Origin of the sequence: Staphylococcus sp. GDX7P312P (assembly GCF_008385775.1) — a bacterium.
Lineage (GTDB): Bacteria > Bacillota > Bacilli > Staphylococcales > Staphylococcaceae > Staphylococcus > Staphylococcus haemolyticus.
In genome coordinates this window covers 21,364-45,512 of the sequence record NZ_VUKI01000002.1, presented here as the reverse complement: position 1 = coordinate 45,512, position 24,149 = coordinate 21,364, and the positions used below count along the sequence as shown (strand labels likewise).

At 32.7% G+C, this 24,149-nt stretch carries 45 protein-coding genes and 1 pseudogene; 4 read left to right on the top strand and 42 right to left on the bottom strand.

Annotated features, from left to right (window positions below; translation table 11 throughout):
* Positions 1–64: 64 nt before the first annotated feature.
* From queD to F1592_RS00625, 38 genes and pseudogenes are all read right to left on the bottom strand, one after another.
* Positions 65–460, bottom strand: a pseudogene (queD, locus tag F1592_RS00790) (6-carboxytetrahydropterin synthase QueD); the annotation flags it as partial.
* Complete coding sequence (queC, locus tag F1592_RS00785) at positions 460–1,176, bottom strand: 7-cyano-7-deazaguanine synthase QueC (RefSeq protein WP_223197192.1); 717 nt, start codon at positions 1,174–1,176, stop codon at positions 460–462. The gene queC and the pseudogene queD, both read right to left, overlap by 1 nt.
* A complete protein-coding gene (locus F1592_RS00780; protein WP_149809466.1) occupies positions 1,170–1,979 on the bottom strand; it encodes a hypothetical protein in 810 nt (269 codons plus the stop codon). The genes queC and F1592_RS00780 overlap by 7 nt, the downstream gene beginning before the upstream one ends.
* Positions 1,979–2,569: a ParB N-terminal domain-containing protein gene (locus tag F1592_RS00775; protein ID WP_188294657.1), complete on the bottom strand. Its 591-nt coding sequence runs from the start codon at positions 2,567–2,569 to the stop codon at positions 1,979–1,981. Before F1592_RS00775 ends, F1592_RS00780 begins: the two co-directional genes overlap by 1 nt.
* Before the next feature lie 12 nt (positions 2,570–2,581).
* Entirely contained in the window at positions 2,582–3,082 is a 501-nt protein-coding gene (gene queF, locus F1592_RS00770; protein ID WP_104948310.1) for a preQ(1) synthase, read from the bottom strand.
* A gap of 15 nt (positions 3,083–3,097) precedes the next feature.
* Complete coding sequence (locus F1592_RS00765) at positions 3,098–3,562, bottom strand: hypothetical protein (RefSeq protein WP_104948309.1); 465 nt, start codon at positions 3,560–3,562, stop codon at positions 3,098–3,100.
* Positions 3,563–4,072: a Holliday junction resolvase RecU gene (locus tag F1592_RS00760; protein WP_137028909.1), complete on the bottom strand. Its 510-nt coding sequence runs from the start codon at positions 4,070–4,072 to the stop codon at positions 3,563–3,565. It abuts the gene before it with no gap.
* Positions 4,065–4,337: a hypothetical protein gene (locus F1592_RS00755; RefSeq protein WP_149809468.1), complete on the bottom strand. Its 273-nt coding sequence runs from the start codon at positions 4,335–4,337 to the stop codon at positions 4,065–4,067. Before F1592_RS00755 ends, F1592_RS00760 begins: the two co-directional genes overlap by 8 nt.
* A 12-nt stretch (positions 4,338–4,349) precedes the next feature.
* Positions 4,350–4,475, bottom strand: a complete 126-nt coding sequence (locus tag F1592_RS13925) for a hypothetical protein (protein WP_262926627.1) — start codon at positions 4,473–4,475, stop codon at positions 4,350–4,352.
* 689 nt (positions 4,476–5,164) lie between these two features.
* Positions 5,165–5,344, bottom strand: coding sequence for a DUF1381 domain-containing protein (locus F1592_RS00750; RefSeq protein WP_149809470.1), 180 nt, complete (start codon positions 5,342–5,344; stop codon positions 5,165–5,167).
* A gap of 4 nt (positions 5,345–5,348) precedes the next feature.
* Entirely contained in the window at positions 5,349–5,480 is a 132-nt protein-coding gene (locus F1592_RS13920) for a hypothetical protein (RefSeq protein ID WP_261793729.1), read from the bottom strand.
* Positions 5,481–5,552: 72 nt separating this feature from the next.
* Entirely contained in the window at positions 5,553–5,978 is a 426-nt protein-coding gene (locus F1592_RS00745; RefSeq protein ID WP_149809471.1) for a dUTP diphosphatase, read from the bottom strand.
* 13 nt (positions 5,979–5,991) lie between these two features.
* Positions 5,992–6,216, bottom strand: coding sequence for a hypothetical protein (locus F1592_RS00740; RefSeq protein WP_059748525.1), 225 nt, complete (start codon positions 6,214–6,216; stop codon positions 5,992–5,994).
* A 2-nt stretch (positions 6,217–6,218) separates the two neighbouring features.
* A complete protein-coding gene (locus F1592_RS00735; protein ID WP_137028929.1) occupies positions 6,219–6,443 on the bottom strand; it encodes a hypothetical protein in 225 nt (74 codons plus the stop codon).
* Positions 6,444–6,453: 10 nt separating this feature from the next.
* Positions 6,454–6,672, bottom strand: a complete 219-nt coding sequence (locus F1592_RS00730) for a hypothetical protein (protein ID WP_059748523.1) — start codon at positions 6,670–6,672, stop codon at positions 6,454–6,456.
* A gap of 13 nt (positions 6,673–6,685) precedes the next feature.
* Positions 6,686–7,057: a hypothetical protein gene (locus F1592_RS00725; RefSeq protein WP_149809472.1), complete on the bottom strand. Its 372-nt coding sequence runs from the start codon at positions 7,055–7,057 to the stop codon at positions 6,686–6,688.
* Positions 7,039–7,497 carry a hypothetical protein gene (locus F1592_RS00720; RefSeq protein WP_149809473.1) on the bottom strand — a complete coding sequence of 153 codons (459 nt, stop codon included), beginning with the start codon at positions 7,495–7,497 and terminating at the stop codon, positions 7,039–7,041. Before F1592_RS00720 ends, F1592_RS00725 begins: the two co-directional genes overlap by 19 nt.
* A gap of 81 nt (positions 7,498–7,578) precedes the next feature.
* Entirely contained in the window at positions 7,579–8,091 is a 513-nt protein-coding gene (locus F1592_RS00715) for a single-stranded DNA-binding protein (RefSeq protein ID WP_149809474.1), read from the bottom strand.
* Positions 8,092–8,108: 17 nt separating this feature from the next.
* Positions 8,109–8,723: a hypothetical protein gene (locus F1592_RS00710; protein ID WP_149809475.1), complete on the bottom strand. Its 615-nt coding sequence runs from the start codon at positions 8,721–8,723 to the stop codon at positions 8,109–8,111.
* Complete coding sequence (locus tag F1592_RS13550; protein WP_188294656.1) at positions 8,724–9,680, bottom strand: hypothetical protein; 957 nt, start codon at positions 9,678–9,680, stop codon at positions 8,724–8,726.
* Complete coding sequence (locus F1592_RS00700) at positions 9,677–10,072, bottom strand: hypothetical protein (protein WP_149809476.1); 396 nt, start codon at positions 10,070–10,072, stop codon at positions 9,677–9,679. Before F1592_RS00700 ends, F1592_RS13550 begins: the two co-directional genes overlap by 4 nt.
* Positions 10,073–10,084: 12 nt before the next feature.
* Positions 10,085–10,264, bottom strand: a complete 180-nt coding sequence (locus F1592_RS00695) for a hypothetical protein (RefSeq protein ID WP_137028937.1) — start codon at positions 10,262–10,264, stop codon at positions 10,085–10,087.
* Between the two features lie 12 nt (positions 10,265–10,276).
* Positions 10,277–10,618 carry a hypothetical protein gene (locus tag F1592_RS00690; protein ID WP_149809477.1) on the bottom strand — a complete coding sequence of 114 codons (342 nt, stop codon included), beginning with the start codon at positions 10,616–10,618 and terminating at the stop codon, positions 10,277–10,279.
* A 19-nt stretch (positions 10,619–10,637) separates the two neighbouring features.
* A complete protein-coding gene (locus F1592_RS00685; RefSeq protein WP_149809478.1) occupies positions 10,638–10,964 on the bottom strand; it encodes a DUF2482 family protein in 327 nt (108 codons plus the stop codon).
* 150 nt (positions 10,965–11,114) lie between these two features.
* A complete protein-coding gene (locus tag F1592_RS00680) occupies positions 11,115–11,399 on the bottom strand; it encodes a hypothetical protein (RefSeq protein ID WP_188294655.1) in 285 nt (94 codons plus the stop codon).
* Positions 11,338–12,606, bottom strand: coding sequence for a DnaB-like helicase C-terminal domain-containing protein (locus F1592_RS00675; protein WP_149809479.1), 1,269 nt, complete (start codon positions 12,604–12,606; stop codon positions 11,338–11,340). Before F1592_RS00675 ends, F1592_RS00680 begins: the two co-directional genes overlap by 62 nt.
* Positions 12,593–12,976: a hypothetical protein gene (locus tag F1592_RS00670; RefSeq protein ID WP_149809480.1), complete on the bottom strand. Its 384-nt coding sequence runs from the start codon at positions 12,974–12,976 to the stop codon at positions 12,593–12,595. Before F1592_RS00670 ends, F1592_RS00675 begins: the two co-directional genes overlap by 14 nt.
* Positions 12,966–13,781, bottom strand: a complete 816-nt coding sequence (locus F1592_RS00665) for a DnaD domain protein (RefSeq protein ID WP_149809481.1) — start codon at positions 13,779–13,781, stop codon at positions 12,966–12,968. Before F1592_RS00665 ends, F1592_RS00670 begins: the two co-directional genes overlap by 11 nt.
* A 2-nt stretch (positions 13,782–13,783) precedes the next feature.
* Complete coding sequence (locus F1592_RS00660; RefSeq protein ID WP_188294654.1) at positions 13,784–14,281, bottom strand: HNH endonuclease; 498 nt, start codon at positions 14,279–14,281, stop codon at positions 13,784–13,786.
* A gap of 5 nt (positions 14,282–14,286) precedes the next feature.
* Positions 14,287–14,520, bottom strand: coding sequence for a transcriptional regulator (locus F1592_RS00655; protein ID WP_104948288.1), 234 nt, complete (start codon positions 14,518–14,520; stop codon positions 14,287–14,289).
* Between the two features lie 255 nt (positions 14,521–14,775).
* A complete protein-coding gene (locus F1592_RS00650) occupies positions 14,776–15,057 on the bottom strand; it encodes a DUF1108 family protein (protein WP_149809483.1) in 282 nt (93 codons plus the stop codon).
* On the bottom strand, positions 15,057–15,869 hold the full coding sequence (locus F1592_RS00645; RefSeq protein WP_149809484.1) for a recombinase RecT: 813 nt from the start codon (positions 15,867–15,869) through the stop codon (positions 15,057–15,059). Before F1592_RS00645 ends, F1592_RS00650 begins: the two co-directional genes overlap by 1 nt.
* Before the next feature lie 145 nt (positions 15,870–16,014).
* Positions 16,015–16,965, bottom strand: coding sequence for a YqaJ viral recombinase family nuclease (locus F1592_RS00640; RefSeq protein ID WP_059748590.1), 951 nt, complete (start codon positions 16,963–16,965; stop codon positions 16,015–16,017).
* A gap of 102 nt (positions 16,966–17,067) precedes the next feature.
* Complete coding sequence (locus F1592_RS13915; RefSeq protein WP_261793730.1) at positions 17,068–17,202, bottom strand: hypothetical protein; 135 nt, start codon at positions 17,200–17,202, stop codon at positions 17,068–17,070.
* The gene (locus F1592_RS00635; protein WP_149809485.1) at positions 17,202–17,471 is read right to left on the bottom strand and encodes a hypothetical protein; all 270 of its coding nucleotides are present in this window, start codon (positions 17,469–17,471) and stop codon (positions 17,202–17,204) included. The genes F1592_RS13915 and F1592_RS00635 overlap by 1 nt, the downstream gene beginning before the upstream one ends.
* A 99-nt stretch (positions 17,472–17,570) precedes the next feature.
* A complete protein-coding gene (locus F1592_RS13545) occupies positions 17,571–17,747 on the bottom strand; it encodes a hypothetical protein (RefSeq protein WP_188294653.1) in 177 nt (58 codons plus the stop codon).
* Positions 17,748–17,805: 58 nt separating this feature from the next.
* Complete coding sequence (locus F1592_RS00630; RefSeq protein ID WP_223197191.1) at positions 17,806–18,024, bottom strand: helix-turn-helix transcriptional regulator; 219 nt, start codon at positions 18,022–18,024, stop codon at positions 17,806–17,808.
* Between the two features lie 86 nt (positions 18,025–18,110).
* Complete coding sequence (locus F1592_RS00625; RefSeq protein WP_107635894.1) at positions 18,111–18,341, bottom strand: helix-turn-helix domain-containing protein; 231 nt, start codon at positions 18,339–18,341, stop codon at positions 18,111–18,113.
* Between the two features lie 175 nt (positions 18,342–18,516).
* On the opposite strand from F1592_RS00625, the gene F1592_RS00620 reads away from it, so the two are divergent.
* The 4 genes from F1592_RS00620 to F1592_RS00605 are packed head-to-tail and all read left to right on the top strand — an operon-like array spanning position 18,517 to position 20,886.
* Positions 18,517–18,918: a helix-turn-helix domain-containing protein gene (locus tag F1592_RS00620; RefSeq protein ID WP_104948282.1), complete on the top strand. Its 402-nt coding sequence runs from the start codon at positions 18,517–18,519 to the stop codon at positions 18,916–18,918.
* 22 nt (positions 18,919–18,940) lie between these two features.
* Positions 18,941–19,273, top strand: coding sequence for a helix-turn-helix domain-containing protein (locus F1592_RS00615; RefSeq protein ID WP_107635895.1), 333 nt, complete (start codon positions 18,941–18,943; stop codon positions 19,271–19,273).
* A 58-nt stretch (positions 19,274–19,331) separates the two neighbouring features.
* Positions 19,332–19,784 (top strand): ImmA/IrrE family metallo-endopeptidase, encoded by a 453-nt coding sequence (locus F1592_RS00610; RefSeq protein ID WP_149809486.1) that lies wholly within the window; start codon positions 19,332–19,334, stop codon positions 19,782–19,784.
* Between the two features lies 1 nt (position 19,785).
* The gene (locus F1592_RS00605) at positions 19,786–20,886 is read left to right on the top strand and encodes a site-specific integrase (protein WP_149809487.1); all 1,101 of its coding nucleotides are present in this window, start codon (positions 19,786–19,788) and stop codon (positions 20,884–20,886) included.
* Between the two features lie 86 nt (positions 20,887–20,972).
* Here F1592_RS00605 and F1592_RS00600 read toward each other — a convergent pair whose 3' ends face one another.
* The 4 genes from F1592_RS00600 to sosA all read right to left on the bottom strand — a co-directional run bounded on the left by F1592_RS00600 (position 20,973) and on the right by sosA (position 24,103).
* Positions 20,973–21,209 (bottom strand): YneF family protein, encoded by a 237-nt coding sequence (locus tag F1592_RS00600; protein WP_059748503.1) that lies wholly within the window; start codon positions 21,207–21,209, stop codon positions 20,973–20,975.
* A gap of 220 nt (positions 21,210–21,429) precedes the next feature.
* Positions 21,430–23,418 (bottom strand): transketolase, encoded by a 1,989-nt coding sequence (gene tkt / locus F1592_RS00595; RefSeq protein ID WP_033080042.1) that lies wholly within the window; start codon positions 23,416–23,418, stop codon positions 21,430–21,432.
* 100 nt (positions 23,419–23,518) lie between these two features.
* Positions 23,519–23,746, bottom strand: coding sequence for a DUF896 domain-containing protein (locus F1592_RS00590; protein ID WP_149809488.1), 228 nt, complete (start codon positions 23,744–23,746; stop codon positions 23,519–23,521).
* A 123-nt stretch (positions 23,747–23,869) separates the two neighbouring features.
* On the bottom strand, positions 23,870–24,103 hold the full coding sequence (sosA, locus tag F1592_RS00585) for a DNA damage-induced cell division inhibitor SosA (RefSeq protein ID WP_149809489.1): 234 nt from the start codon (positions 24,101–24,103) through the stop codon (positions 23,870–23,872).
* Positions 24,104–24,149: the final 46 nt, after the last annotated feature.

Genomic DNA, 24,149 nt, shown 5'->3' with positions numbered 1-24,149 from the left:
TGTCATTGCTTACATAAACATATGGCGATTGTTCTTTGTCATATTCATCTGACAATGGTTCACTATATGTCACATAACTTGTAGGCGTTTCTCTAACGATTACTTGTAACACTTGCGGTTTATTATCATATGCCGTTAGTGCCTCGCGTACTGATTGATAAATTGTTCTAGCGACTACTTCTGTTGACGGTTGTTCGCCATTCCAGTCGTGGTCGTTCATTAAAGTGTGATCGTATTTACCATGTGCGATACGTTTTAACTCTTGGAAGTTAACTAGAAAACCATTGTCTTGCAACTTGTTACCTACAATAGAGATGTTAACGAAATACGTGTGTCCGTGTACGTTTTGACATTTACCAGCGCTTTCATGGTCGATATAATGTGCTGCTGCAAAGTTCATATCTTTGTTCAATTCATATTTATAGTTGTGTGCTTTTACTGGATAAAATTGTTGTAACATTAGTATGCCTCCTTATTGTTTAAATACTCTTGTAGTCCTCTGTTTCTTAATTTACATGCCGGACACTTGCCACACCCAGCACCTTTGATACCGTTGTAACATGTTAGCGTGTTATCTCTGACGTAATTTAATTGTCCTAACTCATCAGCCATCGCCCATGTTTCTGCTTTGTTTAACCACATAAGTGGCGTTTCAATTTTGATTTGTTTGTCTAGTCCGATCATTAGCGCGTCATTAAGTGTAGTCACAAAGTCGTTTCTACAATCTGGGTAGCCACTAAAGTCTGTTTCACAAACGCCTGTGACAATCGCGTCAGCTTTTCTTTGATAAGCAACAATACTTGCCACAGTTAAGAATAAAATATTACGTCCAGGAACAAATGTATTAGGTAATCCTGTTTCTTTATCTGTTTCAATATCCATAGTGTTACGTGTCAATGCGTTAACAGTTAAGTCATTGATTAGTGATACATCAATAACCTTATGATCGACACCCAACTCTTTTGTAATTTGTTTTGCTACTTCAACCTCATTATCATGTCTTTGTTGATAATAAAATGTAATAGCTTCAACTTCATCATAATGTTTCATAGCCCAAAATAAACACGTTGTGCTATCTTGTCCGCCACTGAATACGACAATAGCTTTTGTCATATTTACTGCCTCCTCTTTTAATTTTTGCGCCTCGTACAATGCTTTAAGGAAGTGTACTACCATTCAAGTACACTCCCGCGATGTAATTTCTCTAAATATTTACCAAACCTTATCCAAGCCCTACCGTTATATTTGTCAGCTAAACGGTAAAAACCTTTGACTGTCTGTTTCCCTCGAGGCTTATTGTATTTATCAAATTTTTTAGTAATTGGGTTCCAGACGTTTATACTGGCGAAACGACTGCCAGACAACCAACTTGTACTGTCTACTGTATCAAAGTTATATTTCTTTAAGCCTTCAATACTCGTAAAACCTAAACCGTGTATTTTGGCATTGTTTGCATGTGCTACATCTATAAACCATTGCAAATAATGATAGTGTTGTCGTGCGTATGTCGTACCTACAAGCCCACCTACTGCCACATAATCATATTCTTCGCACATACGGTGGAAATATTTTTCTCCACGTTCTCTGTGGAATACTGGTATAACTGGTTTACCTGTTAGTCGTTCGATCGTTTTACGATATTCTTCAACTTTCTTAATACCAACGACTAGGTCTATATCCATTTCTACAAAATGTTCAATATCCCACTTATTAATAAAATCGCAATATTCACGAATGTATTGTTCAAAGTCATCATAAATTAATTTGTCACTAACTTTTGCACTTTCCATATATGTGAACGCGCCACTATCTAATATAAACGTCTTACACTTGTCAGACTTAATGTAAGACATCATTTTCTTTAGTGTGTTGTCTGACGCTTTACGCAAATAATAAAAACTATCTAAGACATGTGGTGGTTCTAATTCAAATAGTAAGTCTGGTCGTGCTGTCCAGCTAGCCAAACATAAACGCGTCATCAGTTACCCTCCAAGAAGTATTCAACACTTTGATAAAGGTCTGTCTTTTTATAATCGTCGTTAACGTCGTTTAATTTGTTATGAACTAACTCTAATAATTCAATCGCTGTGTCTAATTTACTTTCGCCGTCTTGTTCTTCACGATTAGGTTCTTTTTCTTCTTCTTCAAAGAAATCATCAATGTTTATGTCATTCATAAGACTGTCTATTTCATCTTCATCAAAACCAGTAAACATTAATCTATCTTCTTCTAATTGTTCAATAACATCTTTCAATTTATTTCTATCCCATTCGCCCTCTACTTTGTTAAGTGCGACATTTAATGCCATTTCATCTTGTTCGTTCATATCCACGACTGATACGTCTACTTTGTCATAACCTAAGTCTTTTAATACTGTGTAACGCTGATGTCCGCCTACAATGTTTCCAGTACGTTTATTCCAAATAATAGGGTCAACATAACCAAATTCTTCAATACTGTTTTTAATTTTTTTGTACTCGTCATCATTTTCGTTTAAATCAATACGTGGGTTATAGTCGGCTGGCGTAATGTCATTGATACTCATTTCTTGAATATTAATCTTTTTCATCATTTACACTCCTTATCTGTTGTCTACTTGTTCTGGATAAATGTCATGTTGCAATAATCGTTGTTCTGCCATTTTTTCGTATTTAGTGCCGGGTTTACCGTAATTAGTGTAAGGGTCGATAGAAATACCACCTCTAGGCATAAACTTGCCCCATACTTCAATATAGTTCGGATCCATTAATTCGATTAAGTCATTCAAAATAATGTTCATGCAATCTTCATGAAAGTCGCCATGATTTCGGAAACTAAATAAATATAATTTTAATGCTTTACTTTCTACCATTTTCACGTTTGGAATATATGATATATAGACAGTAGCAAAGTCGGGTTGTTCTGTAATCGGACATAATGATGTAAACTCCGGACAATTAAACTTCACGAAATAGTCGCGTCCTTGATGTTTATTTTCAAATGTTTCTAAGACACTCGGGTCATAGTCAAATTCATATTTATTATTCTTATTACCTAATAATGTAACGTCTTTCATTTCTTCTTTATTTCTACCAGTAGCCATATAATTAATCTCCTTTTAATAAATTGGGTTGATATTTTTTTTAGCACAATATAAACGATATTCTTCATCGTTCTTGCACATAAGTTGCGCCATTTCATTAATAATGTTTTGAACGCGTGTGCGTTTTACTTCAAGAATGTTTGCAATGTATTGACATGTTTCGCCTTCAAGACGTAATGCTAACGTGACAATGTGTTGGTTCTTGTGTATGCGTTTTGATCGTTCATCAATAAAATCAATCTTCGCTTGCACGCGCTCTAATGCGCCATATTGTAAAAGTAATTGTTCAGCTGCTTTTTGCGTTGGGTTACTAACTCCATTACCATGTGGCATTACACTTTCAATTCCATATTGCGCTGCGCTAACAGATGACGCGTTCCGTTCTTCTTCGTATTCGCGTTTTAATCTATCGCGCATTTTTATGTCGTCGCTGTATGTTCTCATCATGCCTATAACATCTTTAGGCGTATATTCTTTCAATTAATAGCCACCTCCTTTTACATAATGCGCCTTATTTAAGTAATCGTAATAAATACCATTTTTACTTGTGATTGGTCGCTTATGCTCTTTAAACCATGTATATGGAATTGATTTTCGGTTATTTTGCAAATAATGCTTTTTTAAGCGTTCGTATTCGTCAATGTCAATACGATATAATTCGTTATGTTGTGTAAATAAGATGATTAAGAATGCTTGTCCTTTTTGCTTATACGCGTTGATTAAATATTGTTCTTGGTGTGGTTGTACACGTGAAAAAGGAAAGTTTGTTGTTTTAACTTCTTTAGCGTCAAAGGCTATAAATGTACCTTGTGAAACGCCTGTGAAATCGACTGTACTCTTTTCTGTATAACGTGCTGTTCCTTTTCTAGTATTGATACTTGTAGGTGTTGGCACTTTATTAATTAAAGCTAACCCGCGTTCAAGATATTGCTTGTTTGATATATTGATAACTTTTTCGAGAAACATGCCTCTGTTCTTGTAATTAGTCATAAATGATACCCATTTGCTTTAATGCGTTTGTAATGACGGTCAAAAACTCGTTAGACACTCGAACGCAATTATCGTCATCATCTATGCAATCACCTTCATGTATGTACACATAAGCCTCTAAAATCGTCATATCGTCAACATCAATAAACAACTCCAGCCCATATTTATCAAGCGCATATCTGCCTATGATTGATACGTCTGGGTAGCCAAATTTATATCCATTGTTATCTTCTATCCAATGTAATTTTGAAAAATCAATATTCAAATAAAAAACTCCTTATTTATTTAGTTGTCTAGGTGTGTAAGAACGATAACCTTTTATAAATTCATGAACTGTCTTTACTGTTTCATACACTGATATAACAACGATTATCTTGATCGTTGACTTAATGATTACTTTCATTTACGTTACCACCTACTAACTTATTTTTTTATTTTCCCGTATATTTTAACACTATCCGTTAGTAAAACAAACAAAAATAACCCCATAAGCATGGAGTTATAATTGTGTTCGTTCCTGTCATAAGGACGTTTTTATTTAATTTTGAAATATTTTCGTCGTTTGTGTCGTTAAATATAAACCATTTCTGCAATATACAATACCCATACCAATACCACAATTACATATATGCTATAACGTAACATAGGGTTATCATTAGCGTGTTTCATCTCTCTTAACTCTCTAAATATGATATGTGTTTGTATAAGCATATAAACGATAAACACGATCGTTATTAAAATAAATATTGATTTTAACATGTGCTATTCACGTCCACATCATCTTGTCTGTATTTATCTTTATTTATAACGTATACGAGAAAACCACTCAGCCCTACGAGAAGAAACGGAATGGCTTTTCTTATAGTTTTATACCTCTTTTCTCTTTTTAGTTGTTTAACGTTGCTTATTCGATTATTTACGCTTTTGATTTCACTTTTGATTAGTGCATATCGCGATAAATCTTTTTCATAGTCAAGAATAGTCCTTAATGCAAGTCGTTGCGTCTTTAATATCTTTTCTTGCTTTTTTAAAGGAATACGACTAATAGGCACTTTTTTTAGTTTATTTACTTTTCGTTTAATCTTCGGCAATTTATTTACCTCGCTTTGTCATATTTTTATTTTCATAGCTTGGATATTGCTGCTTTAACTGTTCAATATCATTACTTTCGATCACTTTATAACTGACGTTGTGTTTCGCTTTAATAATTTCTCTAAACACTTCGCCTGTTTTTTCGTGTTTTGTTTCTTTGATTAAATAAATGTCGTTCATAGGACTACGACACCCACTGCCATAGCCCGTACAAACTCATTCCTAATACACCTAAAATGAAGATAGTAATTGCGATTAATATAATCGCTGTTACGATATTGATAACTGTATTCATAAAATCATCATTGTTATTCATTCGTTATCACTCTTTCGGTTTAAAATAGCTTTCACTTTATCTACAATATCGTCTAGTTGAATAATTTCTGTATTATGCGTCTGTTGAACCGAACCCGCCACGTTCTTTTTCGTGTTTTGTGTCAAAGTGTGTTACCTCCTCCGTGTCACAATAAGATACTGGCACGATAACTAATTGTGCTAGTTTCTCATGTTTAGGTATTGTGATTGGTTGATCGCTGATATTGTCACAAATAATACCTACATCTTTGTTGTATGTGTAATCAATTGTGCCTAACTGTACACGTAATTTAGTTTTCGCTGACTTACTTGATCGTGGTCGTACTTGTCCTTCATAACCATAAGGAAGTTGAATTGCGATACTTGTCGGAATGATCTTCGTTGAGTGTGCCGGGATAGTTGTTTCAAACGCTGTGAACATATCTAGTCCGCTGTCCGTCTCGTTTGCTCTCACTGGGATAATTGCGTCATCTGATAATTTTTTAATTTGTAATTTCATGTTTAAAATCTCCTTATATCATTTTTTTATGTTCTAAAATGTAATTTAGATCGTCTCGCTTATCGTACATATCCATTTCTTGAAGTAATGTACGGTAAGCCATGTCATATGCGTGTAAATACGTTTCTTCTTCTGTATCATCTTCAGTTCTTAAAAATGCTTGTCTATTATTTATAAAACGATTTATTAAATTACTTTTAAAGTCGTTCCACATGTTAAGACTTTCTTGTTCACTCATGTTTAACCTCCTAAATAGTCAAATATGCTTGTTTGTTGATTAGTGAACTCGCTTGCGTAATACAATTCAAAATCACGTTTAAATGTGTTCAGATTGTGTATGCTGCCACGTCTTTTAATATGTGATAGTTGAGTGCCTTCGACGCCTACAACGTCGTATAACCCGTTCTCTGTTTGTTTTACAGTGGCTAGATGTTCACGTTTTTCGTTGTATAATTTTGTTTGCATGTTTTCACTCCTAAAAACTACTGAACTGATTTTTTATTAATCTGTAACTATCGTCGTTGTTAACTACAACGTCATTACCTTCGACGTCTCTGCACGTATAAAATGATCCCCTATCGTCATTTACACATCTTGCTGTTCTGATAACTTTCAGCGTTATACCACCTTTATAATCTTCTCCGTCTAAGTGTGTAACTACCAAATAATCGTTTTTCTCTGGATATGTTTTCAACTTACTATCTCCCTTACTTGTATTCTATATTTGAAAACTCACTTAAAATTTCTGTAATGTTTACGTTCTCGTATCTATCGACTAATTTGTTTAATGTTTCATCTGATACGAATGGCGATTGTAGTTTGAAAAATGCTTTTAATACTGTTTTATGCGGATATTGATTTGATGTAATGTGATTAAATAGATCAACATATCCCTCGAAACCACTTTCATATTCGATCGTGTATATCAAAACTTTATGCTTAACGCCTGTTGGTTTAATATTTTCCGTTGAAGTAACGTCAATCACTTTTCCATTCGTTTTTGCTAGAAAGTCGTTAACTAATGTTTCAAGTTGTTCCATTTCGTTAGCTGTGCCTTTAATTATTTCAATTTGACGCATGATTGATATTCCTCCTCACTTATAAAATTTTTCATCATTTGTCCAAATAATAGTTTTGTATAATCAATAGACGCCTTACGTGATTGACGTCCATTTTTTTGTTTGATTTCTTCCGGCGTATAAATATCACAATCATAGTCGCCATAGTGCTTTGTACAAGCGTCTTTCATGTCTATACCGTTGTTTAATCTCGTATTAACGATTTCATAATTAAGTTTATGGCTGCGCATGTTGTAATAGTTTGTAGGCGACATTCTTAACGATTTGCCTTTCACGTAAAACGTTTTATAAATATGATCGCCAACTTTTCTAAATGTGTTATCTAAAAATAATGCGTTATCTTCATTCCACCCTAACTTGATACGTTTGTTGTAAGTTTCAACACTTACATCATTTCTTCGTAATATTTCTTTTTCAGCGTTTGATAATTGTTTGTTCATTTCCTATTCCTCCGTTATCTTTAATTCTTTTTTAACATAATGCGTTAGTTATCCACACATTTATTCACATATGTGTATAAATTAGAAAGGTAAGTCGTCATCTTCAATGTCTATTGGTCCGTTAGCATTTGCGAACGGATTGGGTTGTTGGTTGTTTTGTTGCTGCTGTTGTTGCCAACCGTTTTGCGCTTGTCCTCTTTGTTGTTGTGGTACGTTGTTTGCGTTTTGTTGATATGAACCGCGTTGTTGTGATTGTTGATCGTTTTTATTTGCTGCAAATAATGTATTTGCGTCAAAGTTTCTCACGATCAGTTGTTGTCCGTAATTTGTTGAACCGTCGTCACGTGTAAAATTGTTATTTTGCATACGTCCACTTATACAAATATAATCTCCCTTACTTGCATGATTTGCGATAAATTCAGCTGTTGTGCCACCTGCTAAACACGGTATAAAATCTGTGTCGTATTCATTTGTTTGTTTGTTTTTATAATCTCTTTGTACTGCAATATCAAAAGACAATACACTTCTCCCGCTTTGTGTTTGTTTTAACTGTAAATCTTTAGTAATACGTCCAGTATAAATTGCGTAATTCATTATAATTTCTCCTTTAATTATTTATTGATTTGTCTAACTTCATACACGCTTATATTTTTAATATAGTCTTGAATTTCATGGAACATATAATCTTGAAAATCTTCTTTTCTTTTTGCTTTAGATGTACCATAAATATCATTCATGTGTAACTTGATTAAGTACCATATACGTCGTTTGTATTTAGCAACGACCTTTTTATAATGTTTTGTTTCTTTCGCTTGATCTTCTTGTCTTTTTAGCACTTCTTCCATTGTTAAATTTCCAAATAAAATTTCGTCACTATCCATTTGGTTTGTGCCTTTCGCTGCTTTCTTTGCTTTGTTTGTAATTTCTTCTTGCAATTCTTTTAAATGAATATTAGTTATTTTTTGTTTGTTGTTAACTTCATTTAAACCATTCGCTAATTTTTGTATATTTGATTGGTTTGTTTGGTTTTGTGATTTAATATAATTGTATAAATCTTCTTGCTTTTGCATTAATTCATCGTTAGCATTTTGTGTTAGTTGATAACTAGCTTCTAATACAATTCTTACAGTATTTTCATCTGTGTTTGCTCGGTTTGCTATTGCATTGATAACGTTTGTTTCATTGTTTTTGTTTGTTCTTGTTAAAAAACTAGGTAAAATGTTCATTTAAAATTCCTCCCTAAAATTTGCGTCCTCAACAAAATTATTAGTGTTGATTTTATTTTTTATACTTTCAGCCCAGCGTATAACTTCTTCAGCACTTTCATAAATCATATTTTTGGTACGTTGTGATGATTTTGCTATCGCTGCGTCCCTAAAAGTATTTATGCTAACTTTATTTAAAAATTCATCAGTATATTCTTTAATTTCAAGCAAGTTTGTTTCTGCTAAAACGCGTTGTCTTGAGATTATTTCTTCATCAGACAAACCGTCTTGAATAAACTGTTCATTAGCTTTATCTTGTTGCTTTCTTAATTCTTCTTGCTGTTCTCTTAATTTCTTTCTGATTTCTCGATTTTCTTTTTCTTTTTGTTCTAATAACTTTTTATTATTCTCGATTTGATCGAGTTGTTTTTTTACTTTGTCGGGTATCACTTCTTTATATTCTGTTTTAGTTTCGGGTGTTTTGTTTTGTTCATCTTCTAGCTGTTTAATTGCTGTTTGTTCTGATTTACGCGCTTGTTCAAGTTGCGATTGCATTTGTGCTTTTTCTTGTTCTTGCTGTTTGAGTTGTTTTTTATATTTTTCGATTTCTGTAGTAGTAACTTCATCAATACGTTTTTTACCTTTTTTTGTTTCAACACCATGCTCAATTGCATGGTTGCGTTGTTCCTCTGGCATAGTTGCCAATTGATATAATGCTTTAATCCCCAAATGTAACACTAGTGTTGAGTTTGAATTTTGAAACTCGTCGGCTATTTTCATAAATCTATGAGCTTGCTGTCTGTGCATTCCAATATTTTCTAACCACTTACCAAACTCGCCATGCGCTAGGTCATTCTCTTTCACATGTTTCAATCTACGACCAATTTCAAATATTGATTGACCTGCAATGTTTTGATAACTTTTAATTTCTGTTTCTATCGTTGTCAAATTATTACTTAATTGAATTTCGTTACTCATTTTTTACCTCCATTTTCCCTTTGTGTTTCCATTGCTTTGTAAATATCTTCGATTGTGTTAATCTTGCCTGCATTATCTGTACGTCTGTAAAACTCTGCGTAAGTTTGTAGTGCTATATTACGTGTTATTTCTAAATTTACGCCATATTTGTTATAGAACTGATCGCGTTCATTGTTAGGCGTAACAATAGCGTTGATTAATAATTCGTAAACGCTTAATGTGTTGTTTTCGTTTACGATCGCAACGTCAATCAATGTATGCAATTCGCTAACGTCATAATGCTTAATATTTTCTAATAAAAAGCCTATGTCGTTTCTATCGCCTTTTAATTTATCTTCAAGTAATTCATGTTCAAATTGTGTTACTGCTGCGATAACTTGTTCACTTTTCAAGATCCCACTCCTTTATTTATTGTTGCTTTCTTCTTGTTTGAAAAAATGATGTTTAAAAAAGTAATAAGTCAATAACGATACGAGACCTGCATATGCTGTTGTATCAGTAATAAATACGTCGTTAAGTAATAAGATGAAAAATAAGACGTTAAACATCATTCCAGAAATTAAAATACTTATGTTGTTTTTCATTGTTTTGTCCTCCTATAAATCTTCGTCAGATAAATTGTCTAAATCTATTTCTATAACATCGTCAACCATTTCTCTTAAAATGATATGCGCAAGTTGAAATAATGCTGTCGGTTCTCCTTCGTCATCAAAAATTGATTGTTCTAACAAATTGTGTCCTGCTTTCATAGTTTGTAACGAGTGAATGCCACCACCGGTACTGTCCTCAATATTTATCGCTGTCATGTAATCAATTTTGAAACCTAATTCATTTTCTCCACGTTCAATAAAGTCTGTAACTTGTTTCATCAATTTGCGAACCATGATTGCAAATTGTTCCTCTGTTTTGTTTTCAATGTTTATGTTTTGTAAATTCATTTTTTTATTCTCCTTTTGATTAGTCATTGTCTACTGCTTGTTGTATAAAACTTTTCGGATCGTATTGTTGCATTTCGTTAAATGTGTCTATAAACGGCATTAATTTTCTGTCGCCTCTCATTGCGATTGCTAACATTTGCGGTCTACCGTCTAGCGTTGATATGCCACTTAAATCTTTTGCTTTTCTTAAATCTCTTTCGTGTATCGCGAACATAACCATGCTGCTTACTTGATATTGCGTGTTGTCATTGATTTGTTCTATTAAGTCGTACACTTCATTGAGTTGATCGTGAACCATATTTAGTAATGTGTCGCGATCGTAATTTTTTAGTTCTTCGCCATTCATGTTTTCTTTCCTCCTAATTTAACTTTTAAGGTTACTCAGCCTTCGAATTTCGTACGATATTTAACTTTCGGTATTATTTATCGTATTTTTGATTTATAAGCTAAAAACGCCTTTAAAATTAAAATTTACGTTATTTATAATAAAAAATTATCAGAAACCGTTAGTTTCAATCGAAAAATGATTAGCTTTCAACCAATCTACCTCGTTAAACACTTTGTTTTTTACTTCTTCTTTATTGAAATTGTCGTAATAACTAATTTCGTCACGCTGTATTAAACGACTGATTGCTAAGCCAAATTCAAGATAGACATAACTTAAAACTTCATCACAGTAAAATTCTTTATATAACTGTCTAACTATGTGTAATAAATCTTTAATCATTAGCACCGAAGTAGTCGTGACTATAAAACCTCTGTGTTTTCTTGTGATAGTCAAGTTTTATAACACCACCCTCGCCGTCTTTGTTTTTAGCGATATTACATTCAACAACTGAAATGCCATTTACAGTATCCACGAGTTCATCGTCGTAATAATCTTCACGATACAACATGAATATCATGTTGGCATCTTGTTCGATTGACCCGCTTTCTTTGATGTCAGAAATCATCGGGCGCTTGTCACTTCTGTTTTCAGCGCCTCTATTAAGTTGTGCGACTATAATTATTATCGCGCCTGTTTCTGTTGCGATCGTTTTAAGATCGCGTGATATTTGTTCTACTTCCATACGTCTACTTGTAGGGTTAGGCGTTACGGCTTTCATAATCTGAATGTAATCAACAAATATTACTTGCTGTCTTTCGTTTTGCTTTAACGCTTGCATTCTTATATCTTCCGTCGTTGTCATTGCGTTATACACAATATTGATAGGTAACTTATCAATTACGCCTAGCACCTTCATAATGTTGTCTATATCTTCAATATCTAACAATTCAGTGTGTTTAAATTTTTGTAGTTCGACACCACTTAAATTAGCTGTTAGACGTTGTATAACGTTTTTACCAGATGTCTCTAAGCTAAAGAATGTAGTTTCTACATCGCTTTTCGCTAATCTTATCATCATTTCGAGCGTCAAAGCTGTTTTACCGACTGACGGGCGCGCTGCAATTACATTCATCTGACCCGGCTCAAATGCACCTATTTTTTTATCAATCGACTTAATGCCTGTCTGAAACTTCTCGACTTTTTCTCCCATGATCTCGTCGATCACTTCGTTGATATAATTCTTTTTTTCATCTTCAGCCTCGATCGTTAAGCTGTTGATTTCTTCAACTGCTTTATTAAGTTCGTTGATGTCTATTTCGTCCATTTGATACTGTGCAAATGCTTTTTTAACTTCTCTATCTTTGTAACCATTCAAGATGTTTACTTGTTCTTCTCTGAAAAATACTCTGTCAGTTAAATCACTGTTAACAAGATAACCTAATTCATCATCATTCATGAAATGGTCATTACGACGAGTTTCGTTTGATATTTCATTGAGTGATATTCTATTTTTTTCTTGAACAAACTTAATAAATTCTTGATGTTCGACCGCATAAAACATATGCGGTTTTAAAGCTAATTTTTGTAGTAGGTCATTATTCTTTAGTAAATTAGCGATTAATGATTTTTCATAAGCGATTACATTTTCAACGTTCATCATCAATCACGTCTTCCTGTGTTGTTTTGTTGAATGTTTGTTGCATTGCTTTTCTTAACTCCATTTTCTTTTTTTCAACTTCTTGTCTGTACGTCGGATCATTCTTTAAACGTTCCAAATGCCTTTTTGTTTTATCGTCGTAATCATCTTGCTGGTCTATATAATGTGTTTTCTTAACAAGTATGTCAGCGATAACTGGTTTAAAACGATTTTCTTCAATGTAGCGTTCTGTTTTACGCAACGTTTTTTCATAATCGCCTTTTTCAGTTAGTTTAGTAACCCACATTTGATATTTCTTTTCGTCATTCTCGAAATTCATATCAAAACAAGTATCAAGTTTGATTAATATTTCAATAGCTTGTTTACCATTCATTACCGCTAACTCCTTTCAACTTGTTTTCCCAGAAACTATTTTTTTCTTCTGTTTTTTGTTGTTGTTTTGTCTTGCGTTGATTAGGCGATAACTTTTCTTGTGCTTGTTCAACTGTTTTAACTTTTTCTTTTGCCCAGTTGTTTAGTATTGCTTTTAGGTAATTAATGCCTTTGTTTTGTTGTTTGGTGTAATTGATTGCTAGTTGTGTTATATCGTAAGCATTTTCTCCAATATCTTCTAAACTAAATTCAATTTCACTTTTTGTTTTTTGTGAAATAGTAATAAAGTTATCAAATAAAAGCGATAGCGCTTGACCGACATTGTCTGTTGTATTTTTCTGTTGTGATGTTATGTTGTAGTCTTCTGTTAATGATTGTTTAGTTTCTTTACATTCCAAGGAATATTGAGTTTCTTTATTTTCGAATGTTGAGTTTGTTAACTGTCGATTATTAAGTTCCTTCACAATCGCTTCTCTTACCGCGTCCATGTTAACTTTATAATGTGTTACTGGCGTTCCATTAGCTTTTTTTAACGATGTTTCAACAAAACCCATTTCTTTCAATTTCTTTGTTGCTCGTCTAATTTGATAATCAGATAACAACAATTCTTCTCGCCATTCTTCGTATTTTTTATAAAAGAAACCGTCATTTCTAGAAGATTTATCCGACCAGTAAATAAGTTGATCTAAAAATGCTGCGCACGGATAATCTTTAGTTATTTCTAAATAAATACGATTGATAGTTATTTTTCTATTTTCTCCGCTAAACGTTGCTATTATGCCGTTCATCATTTCGTAGTTACTCACATTTAACCTCCTACTGTTTGACTTCTGTAATGCTCATAACTCATGGTTAAATGCGAATTTTTATATCTTTCTTTAGCAAACTGACCTTTTGAAATAACTCCCAGCTTACTGATAGGAACATTTTTCAGATTTTCTATCTCGCTAAACTTTTCATTAATTGCATTTATTAAATCATTTTTAGCGTTTATCATAATATCTATATCTTCATCAGTAATTAAACCATGTCTACGTTCGTAACTTAGAAGTTCTGTTTTTAATTTAGTAGTCATTAATTCGTTAAATTTTCTATATTGAAACCAAAAGTGATCGTCTCCAATTCTGTCACGACGTCTTGTGTTACACGTACGACAACATATTTCTAAATTCTCTATTCTGTCACTACCTCCAAATATTTTAGGTATTATATGATCGACAGAATAATTACTTTGAAACGATAATTCTTTTCCGCAAATATCGCATTTAAAGTCGTTATCTATTATCAATTTTTCTATTTTCTTCATGCTACTCATCGCTTACCAACCTCAAAAATATCTTCTACTTTTACGTCTAATTGATTAGCAATCGCTTTAGCACGTAATTCGCTAGTTGGTTGTTTGCCTCCAGCGACATTCACTATTGTTTGATAATGTGTGCTTACATCTTTCGCTAATTGTTTTAATGTCGTTTCCTTTGTTATTGTTGCAATTCTGATTGCTTTCGGTTTTGCATAGTAGCTGTTCAATCTTTTAACCACTTGCATTTTCAACTCCTTTAATTAATTTGTACTTAAATACTAACACATAAATTATATTTTTACGACATAAATAACGTAATATGTTAGTTATTTTTTTAGTAAACAAAAAAAGACGCCTTTGTATAGGCGTCTGTCGTTATAAAAAATTTTTAAGTTTTTTAATAAAATGCGTTAGAAATAAAAAAAGCGACCACTAATTTCCGTTAGCGGTCACTTAATCATGATAAAAACTATCATGCCTTATGCGATAAATACATATTATCAGATTGACGTTAGTTCTGCAAATATTCTTTCATATTCCGTTGTTTCGTTTTCGATCCAATCACTTAATGCGCAGCTCATTTCTTCAAGTGTATCGTATATAGACATTTCATCTACAACTAATTTAGTATATATCACTTGTGTAGCTGCATAATCATGTCGGTAAGGGTATAGCGTAATTCTTACGCCATAATCTTCCATTTCAACCTCTTTCACGAATTTAAAATTTTGATGTTTAATAATCGCTTTATCAATTCCAGCGCCGTTAACAGTAATATTCATTATTTGTTTTCCTCCGTTTCGTAATCTGTTACATCAATTACTTTGCTATCTTCGTTAAATTCAAAATTATTTTCATCACTTTGTACCGCCTCGCCCATTTCAACTGACTTAGGCGCATATTTAAGCACATCTTTAATCACTGTTTTTAGTGCCATAGCGTCAAAATTGTTATTCCAAACGCTGCCACGACGTGTGTATCTGTCTTTGTGCATTTGCATTTTTTGTCTACTCCAGTACACAAAGTGAACGCCGCCATTAGTCAGCTTATAAAACGCGTAATAACCGATCGGCTCGCCTTTAGTTACTTGTGCTGGTACGTGATTAAGTTTTTCATTAGTCCCGTACTGATATTCAAAATAATCATCTTTATAAACTGGCATAGCAAATATTTTTTGATACATGCCAGAACGATGTGCCAGGTCTAAAAGTCCCATATATCCAAGTTGTAAGTTAACGATCTTTTTACCAGAATTTTTGTCGTAGTAAGGAATTAGGTACGCATGACCTAAATTTGTATTAGGCTCAAGACCTAATTGCGCTGATTGCATTAAAGCGCCTAAAAACGATGTAGGGTTATTCAAGATTACTTCCGTAAGTTCCGGGTTACTGTTCACTGCACTTAACGCAATGCGTGTCATACGTTCATGCGACATATGCGCTGGTAATGCTTTTTCAATTTCCGGTTTCATTTTTGCTAAATAGTTTTGTGCGATCGTTCTAGGGTTTGTGCTTTTTGTTTGTGTTTGTGCGTTTGTATTTCCTTTATCTTCTTTTTTTGTAAGTTGATTTTTAAATTCATTTTGTGTTGCCATTTTTCTATTCCTCCATTTATTTGTTACACAGACGCCGTATAAGAAACGAAATACTTTTTAGGTATTATTTATCCTTTTTAATTATTTCGTTCGAAATATAAGCTCTGTGTGTTAAATTAAGCTATATTTTAACGTATTGCGTTAGTTATAGTTCTGATATTCTTAATACACGACTTTCGCTTGTGTTTATATATTGTTTTGCTAGTTCTGGGTTTTCTTTTTCAAAACGTTTTTTATCAAAGCGATTACTTTTTTGAGGTTTCCACGTTACCTTAAAATTTTCAGTTTCGCCTTGTTCGTTTTCTCCCATGTATTCGCGTAACTTGTTTTTGATTGCTCTTTCGTCTTTATCTAATTGTGTGCGTTGTTGTTTAATGACACTCCATTGTCTTAAAAGTTCAGCACGTTGATCGTCTAATTCAACGCTTTGTGGTTTAGTTTGTTTCCACATTTGATTAAGTGCGTTTTCTGACGCCTCTGAACCGTCTGTTTCGGGTGGAATACGTTTCTCAACGTGATTGTTCCAAAAATTGATCTCTGTTTCTAAAATACTTTGTATAACTTCCTCGTCGCGTTCTACGACTTCCCACTGGAATGTACTATTACCAAACAATACGGCTATATATACACGTTCAGCACCTGTTACTAGCATGTAATGATAACATTGTGCCATGTAGCTTCCTGGAACATTTCCGTCTATCCAGTCTTTCTTTTTAAATTCTGACGCTGTTTTACATTCTAGTATTGCATTTTCACTTACTAACACCTTATCCACGTTAGCGCTAATAAACGGATAGTCTTTGTGATACATCATATAATTATGATTTCTAACTTTCTTGCCTGTTTCTTTTTCAAATAATTTTGCGACTAAATCTTCATTCCAATTACCAAACACGACTGGTAGCTTTTCGCTTATATCTTCCTGTTCAATAATGCCTAGTTTTTTGTTATAAAGCGATAACGGACTTTCGTATTTGTTCATGCCTAATATTGCGCCACAATCACTACCACCGATTGACTTTGTTCTGATCTTCAACCAATCTTCATTGCTCATATCTTTAGTTTTTATACTTGGAATATCTTTTTTTAATGACATTTTTCTTCTCCTTTGCTATAATGCTCTTGCAACTATCTTTCATATTTTTGATACTTTTTTGGAGAACTTTTTCGTCTACACTTTTACGGTGTAGGCGTTTTTTTAATCTTCCCCCATATTACGTTCAGCGCGTAAATCTTCGTAATAATCTTCGTTATACCAATCATCATTGTCGTTATTATCTTCGCCGTAAAAGTTGTTATAATCTGTTGTGTCGCTAAAATTGTAAAAACTCATTACACTTTCGCCTCCTTTAGAAACTTTTGAAACTCTTCTTCGTTCCATTTAGTCCATTCAAGATACAATGGTGTGAATAATTCTATAAGTGCCTCACTGCTAACACTTTTAACTCCTAAAAAGTAGCTGTCTTGGTCTGGCAAACGATAAATTTCAAACCCAATATTTGATACAACATCTATATTTCTATCAATAAATTCTGACATTGTACTGTCAGCCTCAAAAATTCTACCTAAACAATTCCACGGTAATGTAACTTCTTTTTCCAAATCTTCAACATCAATTTCGATATAATTATCGTCTGTCGTATCTTCTCTAATGACAGCAACATTTCCATTACCAGTAATATATACAACTTCGTATTCTTCTCAGCTATTTGTTCTAACTAGATCAAATGGACTTAATTTAGTTAAAATTTCAATTTCTTCCATGTCATATGCTCTTTCAATTAATGTTTTGCTTATTTTTTCAAAATTGTTGTTCCACATTTTTAAAATGTTAGTCTCGTGCTTTTTATAATAATTACTTAATTTATCCCAATTCATTTTATTACTCCTTTTAAGTTGTTTTTATTAAGTTTTTAACGTTATCCGTTAGTTAAAATCAAACGTAAATTTCTTTGTCTAGTTCTTCATCTTCCCAGAATATATCGTTAAGCGTAACGTTAAATTCACGAGCGATTATAACCATTTCGTCATGTCTAAAATGTTGACGCCCTACTTCTTTATCGCTGTATGATGAACGACTAATGTGCAATAAGTTTGCCATGTCTTGTTGTGTCTTTTTGTGCTTTTGTCTTTCCATGCGTAATTTATACAACATTTCCATACCTCCAAAAATATAAAATTTTTGTTAAATTCCATAATATTTATAACGTGTTACGTTATTCTGTGTTATAAATAAAATAATTAAACAAAATTAATTTCGCGTTGACCTACAAACAAACAAAAATATTCTTCAACATTGCCACCTAAATGATGTGCAATTTTTTCTGCTGCTGATATAGACGTCTTACGACCGTTATATATTTGGCTGAAATAACTTCTTGTAATTCCAACTTTATTTGAAAACTCCGAGTGATTTAAACCTAGCTTATCTAGTTTAATCATCACTTTTTCTTTCTTAATGATTGCGTACACGTTAACGCCTCCTTTTTGTTTAATAAGTTTAAAAAGTTTAAACAAATGTTTAACTTCTTAGTAAACACTTTAAACTATTTTTTAAACATTGTAAACAGATTTTTTAAACTTTTTTAAATAATTATTTAAAATGCGTTATTTTTTAGACTATACTAACATTAGGTGATGAACAAATATGAGTAATAAAAAAGCTAGAGAACGAGCAAGTAAAGAATTGACTGATTTTTTATTAAAAACACGTAAGGATAGAAACTACACATTACAGCAAGCCGCATATAAGACTGGTTTATCACACACTTATATTTCACAGTTAGAACGTGGACTTCGTGCTACTCCAGTTCCAGAAGACTTGCGTAAAATCGCTAAAGGGTTTCGCGTTGATTATAATTTTTTGATGTCTTTAGCTGGTTACATTGATAAAGTCGATCAATCACAACATGATCCGAATGGTGTATTGATGTTTAGCGACCAAGAAAGTTTTAATGAACTGCCTAAAGAACAACAAGATATAATTTTAAATTCTTTGCGTGAACAAGCCGACTTCATGATAGAAAAATACAAACGAGGTAATAAATAATAGCGTTTAGAGGAGAATAGTTATGGACTTAGGTAAAAATATTAAATTTATGCGTAAAAGACGCGGGTTCACACAAGTAGAACTTTCAAATAAAACTGGTATTTCAGCACAAGCTATTTCTAATATTGAAAGAAGTTACTCAAAGGCAACTCAACCTCAATTAGAAAGCCTTTCAAATGCGTTGAATTGTAAAATTTCTGATCTAATCGTTGACGATAAAGAAGTAGATTACGAAAAAATTATGTTTAGTGATAAGAAAGCCTTTGACGCATTACCTTTGGAAGATCGTATGCGTATTTTAGAAAGATTACAAGAACAAGCTGATTTCATGATCGAGAGAGCAAAAAAGCAATAATTTTTTATACTCTCACTTAAAAATGAGATATAAAAAGTTCGGAAAGTGAGAGTGAACTATGTATATAGAAGAAAAAGCAAACCAACTCATAAACGAACTAACAGAAAATAATATTGATTTTAGCATAGACGGTATTTCAAGTTATTTAGGTATCTTTGTAATATACAATAAAGATATTTCTTGCTACATGGAGTACCGTAACTATCCATTTATATATATCAAAAAAGACAACCCTCGCAAGATGTGGGAAGAATTTACACATGAATTAGGTCACTACCTATTACACAATACAGATCAAAGAATAATGAATGAAATGTATAACTACAAACTTGAAAATGAAGCGAATAAATTTTCTATATTATTTAGAATGCCTCAACAAGTTATTGAAGACTTTGAACTATTTAGCGAAAGTCAATTAATGTCTTTTTTTAACGAGAAAAAACAAAACGCTAGAAAGCGAATTGATCTATTATATAACTATTACTTGTCTACAAGTGCGATAGGTGTATAACATGTCAGTATTTAAAGATAAACAAACGAATAAATGGTTTTTTCAGTTAAGATATAAAGATATTGAAGGTAAAACAAAACAAGCAAAAAGACGTGGGTTTGATAAAAAGAAAGACGCCCAAGCTGCTGAACGTGAGTTTTTAAAACAGTTAGAAATTGAACGTAATAAAAGTGCATATATTACATTCGAAGAATTAGCCAATGCTTACATGAAATATTCAATTGGTCGCAAAAAGAATACAACTATTAAAAATCAAAACAATCTAATTAAAACGGTTCTAATACCTCATTTTAAATCAATAAACATTCACAAAATTACCCCTAAAGATATTGACGATTTTTATAACTCTGTCTTAAACAAATATTCTAATACTTCAATGAAAAACATTAAGCGCTACCTTTCAGCGATAATGAATTTTGCTGTCAATTTCTATGAACTTGAAAAGAACATTGTAAATATTGTTGAATTACCTAAAAAACAAGAAACGGTTAAATTAAAATATTGGACGCTTGAACAATTTCAACAATTTGAAAATGTTTTAACGTCGATCAAGCAAAAAGCGTTATTCAATATTTTGTTTTGGAGTGGTATGCGTAAGGGGGAAGTTTTGGCTTTGCGTATATCTGATATAGATTTCAAAACCAACATGATAACAGTTGATAAAAGCTGGACTGGAGAAGAAATATCAACAGTGAAAAATACTTCATCAGAACGTTGTATCAGTGTTCCTAATCATGTTATAGACTTGATTAAAGAATTAATAAAGTATAAGAAAGACAAATATAAGTATGTTAAGAAAACTGATTACTTATTCACGGCATATAACAAGCCTAACCCTATTTCGCCAACTAGCGTTAACATATTTTTAAAACGTGGCACAGAATTGGCTAATTTGCCTCATATACGCGTTCATTACTTCAGACATTCTCATGCCTCGTTATTAATTAATGCTGGTGTGTCGTTGTATGTTGTATCACGCCATTTAGGACATAGTGATATACAAACAACGGCAAACATATACGGTCATTTATACCCGAACACTGAAAGCGAGATCGCTGACGTGTTAAATAAAGAATATGAAAAGATAAATCAAAAAATATAAAAAGTGTTTCCAATTTGCTGCCAGTAATAAAAATAGGGCATTACAGTGAAATTTCAAAATCGCTGTAATGCCCTTTATGATAGGCTTTATTTACCTTTCATATTTTGGTCCATGTTTTTATTCATCATTGTCATCATTTGATTGATTTTCTTTTGCGATGGTTTTTGACCCATTTGCATCATCATCATTCGTAACATTTCTTCATTAATAGGTGGGTTTTTTTTCAAATAATCCATCATATATTTACGTGCTAAAAAGAAACCACCAACTAGTCCACCGATAAGCGCTACAATGATTAATAAAATTGCTAACCATGTTGCCATTGTTTCACCCACTTTCTATATCCTACTGAATTTTACTAAATTACTATTCTATTTTCAAGAGCTAGTTAGTAATTCTGCATCCATTTGTTATCATAACAAATACTTAAACAAATGTAATACTTATTTTTAGCTAACTGAAAAATTATTTTGTATTGCTCATTCAAATTAAAGAAGACTTTCCAATGAAAGCCTTCTCAGTTACCTAATTTCTTATCTAATATTAAAATGTGCGAATTTGATTTAATACATTTTCTTTAGTGAAACCATATTTTTCTACTACTAAGTCACCAGGGGCACTTGCACCAAATTGGTCAATACCTATCACTTTACCTTCAGTGCCTACATATTTGTGCCAACCTAATGGAGATGCCATTTCAATTGCAACACGTTTAGTAATTTCTTTAGGAATTACAGACTCTTTATATTCTTCTGATTGTTGTTCAAAAGCAAACCAGTTAGGCATTGATACTACACGTACACCTTTACCTTGTTTATCTAAATCTTTAGCTGCTTCAATTGCTAAGCTAACTTCAGAACCAGTAGCAAGTAATAGATACTCAGGTTTAGTTTCAGTTTCGAAGACAACATAAGCACCTTTACGAACACCTTGTTCAACTGTCTCTTCATCTACATCTAAATATGGTAAATTTTGACGAGTTAATACTAAAGAAGTTGGTGTTTGTTCTGATTCAAGAGCTACTTCCCAAGCTACTCTTGTTTCATTTCCATCAGCTGGACGAATGACATTCATATTTGGTATTGATCTTAAGCCCGCTAATTGTTCAATTGGCTCATGAGTAGGTCCATCTTCACCTACAGCGATTGAATCATGTGTGAAGATAAATGTTGAATTTAATCCCATAATAGCTGATAAACGCAACGCTGGTTTTAAGTAGTCACTAAATACAAAGAATGTTGCACCATAAGGGTGTAATCCACCGTGTGCTGCCATACCATTTACAGCTGCACCCATAGCGAACTCACGTACACCAAACCATATATTTTTACCTTCAGGTGTATTTCTATCATAATCAGTCGCTTCTTTAACGTTAGATTTGTTAGAACCAGCTAAGTCAGCAGAACCACCAAAGAATGACGGAACTGATTTACTTAATGCTTGAATTACTTCACCTGAATCAGCACGTGTTGCTGCATTATGATCGCTATCAAAGCGTGGTAATTCATCTCTATAGTTTTTAGGTAATTTACCACTAATAGCTAATTTAAATTCATCTGCTAATTCTGGATATTGTTTAGAATAATTTTCTAGTAATGCTTTCCATGCATCTTCATGCTCATTTGCACGTTTTAACATAGTTGTTTGGAAAATTTCATATACTTCTTCTGGCACATTGAAACGTTTTTCAGGATCTAAACCATATGCCTCAAAAGTTAATTTTCTCTCATCTGAACCTAGTGGTGCACCATGGACACCATTAGTACCACTCACGTTTGGAGCACCATAACCGATAATTGTTTTAACTTCAATCATAGTTGGACCATTTTGAGATTTAGCTTTAGTTATTGCCTTATCGATAGCGTCTAAATCATTACCATCTTTTACTAATATGTGATTCCAACCATAACTTTCAAATCGTTTCTTAACATCTTCAGAGAAGGCTTTATTTAATTCGCCATCTAATGAAATATCGTTTGAATCATATAAAACAATTAGCTTATCTAATTGGTTATGGCCAGCAAATGAAGCAGCTTCATGAGAAATACCTTCCATTAAATCACCATCAGAAGCTAGCACATAAGTATAATGGTCAACAATATTGAAATCATCTTTATTAAATTTACCAGCTAAATGGTCTTCAGCTAGAGCCATACCTACAGACATAGCAAAGCCTTGTCCAAGAGGGCCAGTAGTAACTTCAACACCATCAGTATGTCTGAATTCTGGGTGTCCAGGTGTTTTAGAACCCCATTGTCTAAATTGCTTCAATTCTTCTAATTCAAGACTGCCTGAAACATGTAACAAGCTGTATAATAGCGCAGATCCATGTCCAGCCGACAATACAAAACGGTCTCTATTAAAATAGTCTTTAGATTGAGGATTAAAATTTAAGTGGCGTGTCCATAAAGTATAAGCCATTGGTGCAGCTCCCATAGGTAATCCAGGATGACCTGAATTAGCTTCTTCGATTGCATCAATACTTAAAGCTCTAATCGTATCAATCGCTAGTTGATCTTTCTCGTTAAACATCTCTAATACTTCCCTTCTACTTTAATCATCTTTCGTATATTATAACTTAAAAATATTGAAATTGATAATCGTTTAAACTCAACGAACTATAATCTAATTTTTATTTTTGTTCTTGTATCTTTTTTAATTTTTCAGGTGTCACATCATTACCCTCAGGATCTATCACCTTTGTGCTCTCAATTTGTTGTTTAAACCCTTTTCTAAATGCTTCGAGGTATTTCTTACGCAATTTTGATTGTTCTTTAGCTTCAGCTTCAGTTAAACCTTGTTCCTTTTTCTTTTTAGCAAGCTCATTAATTCTATCTATATTTAAATTATCATTAGACATAACTATCACTCTTTCTATATTCCCATTAATATTTTCTCTTTTACTTCATAAAATATAACAAAAAAGAGGTCTAGACAAAAGCTATTGACATTTAAATAGCTTTGACAGACCTCAAATTTATAATCATCTTACAAATGCGAACACTTTGTAGTCATTTTGTTCCCCATTTGTAGTATTTACGTTCTTATTATCATCTTTAATAATTGCCTTTTTAGAAATAGTATGATCAGTTATTTCGTACGTTTGTTCCATTTGAGCGTTATGATATAAATTCATGAAAAATACTATAAAAACAGCACAAGATATTGATACAACAGCTATATTAGTTAATAATTTATTTTTATATTTATTAAACATCACTTTCACCTCTAGAACATTTGTTTGTATACATACTGTAACAGAA